3 protein-coding genes are annotated in these 2,185 nt (G+C 74.3%); 1 reads left to right on the top strand and 2 read right to left on the bottom strand.

The genetic code is table 11. The features are described from left to right. The coding region (locus C6N75_RS28205) for a methyltransferase domain-containing protein (RefSeq protein ID WP_105871687.1) at positions 1–799 on the bottom strand (799 nt) is incomplete at its 3' end. 131 nt (positions 800–930) lie between these two features. On the opposite strand from C6N75_RS28205, the gene tamR reads away from it, so the two are divergent. Beyond that, positions 931–1,428, top strand: a complete 498-nt coding sequence (gene tamR / locus C6N75_RS28200) for a MarR family transcriptional regulator TamR (RefSeq protein WP_105871686.1) — start codon at positions 931–933, stop codon at positions 1,426–1,428. Here tamR and C6N75_RS31910 read toward each other — a convergent pair. After that, on the bottom strand, positions 1,387–2,185 hold a 799-nt coding region (locus C6N75_RS31910; protein ID WP_258177660.1), incomplete at its 5' end, for a LuxR C-terminal-related transcriptional regulator. The genes tamR and C6N75_RS31910 overlap by 42 nt on opposite strands.

The raw sequence follows: 2,185 nt of genomic DNA, 5'->3' as shown, positions 1-2,185 counted from the left end.
TCCGGCGGAAGGGGAAGACGGTGCCGTGCGGGGTGGGCGGGTAGGCGGCGCGCAGCAGTTCCCGGTACTGGCCGAGGAAGGCGGCGATGGCGTCGGTGTCGCCGTCCAGGGCGGTGAGGACGGGCCGCAGGGCGGTGCCCTTGACCCAGTCCAGTACGGGGTCGGGGCCCGGCAGCAACTGGGAGTAGACGGTCTCCCAGACGTCGGTGGCGCAGCCGAGCGCGGTGAGCCGGTCGAGGTAGCCGGCGGCGTCCAGGATGTGCACGAAGCGGCGGCCGTGCGGGGCGAGCCGGTCGTGCCACTCGGGCGACTCGCACAGCTCGCCGAGCAGGGCGTGGCTGGGGGCGGTGTAGTTGGCGGGGACCTGGAAGGCGAGGACGCCGCCGGCGGTCAGGCCGTCCAGCCAGGCCGGGAAGGACTCGGCGTGGCCGGGCACCCATTGCAGGGCGGCGTTGGAGACGATGAGGTCGTAGGGCTCCTCGGGGACCCAGTGGGCCGCGTCGGCGGGCCGGAAGTCGAGGTAGCCGCCGCCGGCGGTGGGCCCGGCGTGGTGCTTGTCGGCCTGTTCGAGCATCTCGGAGGAGAGGTCGTAGCCGGTGATGCGGGCGTCCGGCCAGCGGTCGGCGAGCAGGGCGGTGACGTTGCCGGGGCCGCACCCGATGTCGGCGATTCGGGCGGGCCTGCCCTGTGCGGTGGCCGGAAGATCGGGTATGCGGTGCAGTAGGTCCAGGAACGGGCGGGTTCGGTGGGAGGCGTGACGCAGATACTGGTCTGGGTCCCAGACCGGAGCGGAATGCATGTTCGATCCCCCTTGCAGCATCAAATGGCCGAAACGGAACGGCGTTTCGGGCTGACCATGCCCCACGGTCCGGTAATTAATCTCTTGATGTCAAGAGACTTCATGTCGACAGATCCCCTACACTGATCGACATGGAGGACGAGGTCGATCGACTAGTGGCCGCATGGCGCCGCGAGCGCCCTGACCTCGACGTGGAACCACTGGAGGTCCTCAGCCGGGTCTCCCGGCTCGCCCGGCACCTGGACCGCGCCCGGCGGCTCGCGTTCGCCGAGCACAGCCTGGAGCCGTGGGAGTTCGACGTCCTCACCTCGCTGCGCCGCGCCGGCGCCCCCTACCAGCTCTCCCCCGGCCAGTTGCTCACCCAGACCCTGGTCACCTCCGGCACCATGACCAACCGCATCGACCGGCTCGCCAAGAAGGGCCTGGTGGAGCGGCTGCCCGACCCCAGCGACCGGCGCGGCGTGCTGGTCCGGCTCACCGCCGAGGGCCGCGACCGCGCCGACCAGGCCCTGGCCGGACTGCTCGACCAGGAGCGGGCCATCCTCGCCGAGCTGTCCCGCGCCCAGCGCGCGGAGCTGGCGGCGCTGCTACGCCAGTTGACCGCCCCGTTCGACAACATCCCCACCTGAGACGCCCGGGACGCCGGAGACCCCCGGGACCCCTGAGACCCCCGGGCCACCTGGGACGCCCGCCGGGGCGGTGGCCAGCGGCGCGGGGCCCACTCCGGCGCGCCGGGCCAGCGCCACCGCCGCCAGCGTCGAGTGCACCCCCAGCTTGCCCAGCACGTTCTGCATGTGCGTCCGCACCGTGTGCGGGGACAGGAACAGCCGCTCGGCCACCGCCTTGCGCCCCAGCCCCGCCACCATGCAGCGCAGCACCTCCCGCTCCCTGGGCGTCAGCGACTCCACCAGCCGCTCGCTCTCGGTGCGGTGCCGCCGCTCGGCGGTCAGCTCCCGCAGCACCCCGGTCAGCAGCGCCGGCGGCAGATGCGTCTCGTCCCGCAGCACCCCGCGGATCACCGCCAGCAGCCGCTGTAGCGAGCAGTCCTTCGCCACCCAGGCCGACGCCCCGGCCTGGAGCGCGACGGCCGCCCGGCGCGCCTCGTCCCGGTCGGCCAGCACCACCACCCGGGCCTCCGGTCTCGCCCGGCGCACCCCGGCGACCAGCGAGATGCCGTCCACCGGCGGCTCCCCGTCGTCCGGCACCGCCCGCGGCACGGCGGGGCGCACCGCCCTGCCGCGGGCGGTGCCGGACGACGGGGNNCCCCCAAGTGTCGAACCCCCTGTCGGGGGAGGGCGGAAACCGGCCGCGGTCACGGCCCCCGTCCCCGGGGCGCACCGCCCCGGGCGCACGGCCGCCGCCGTGAGGGGGAAGCTACCCCCGCTC

Source organism: Streptomyces solincola (assembly GCF_002982015.1).
Classification (GTDB): domain Bacteria; phylum Actinomycetota; class Actinomycetes; order Streptomycetales; family Streptomycetaceae; genus Streptomyces; species Streptomyces solincola.
The sequence above is the reverse complement of the archived record's forward strand: the minus strand, read 5'-3'. Positions and strand labels throughout refer to the sequence as shown.

Excerpts from the sequence above, each read along its gene's own strand:
- tamR (WP_105871686.1), top strand. The coding sequence starts at position 931 with ATGGAGGACGAGGTCGATCGACTAGTGGCCGCATGGCGCCGCGAGCGC.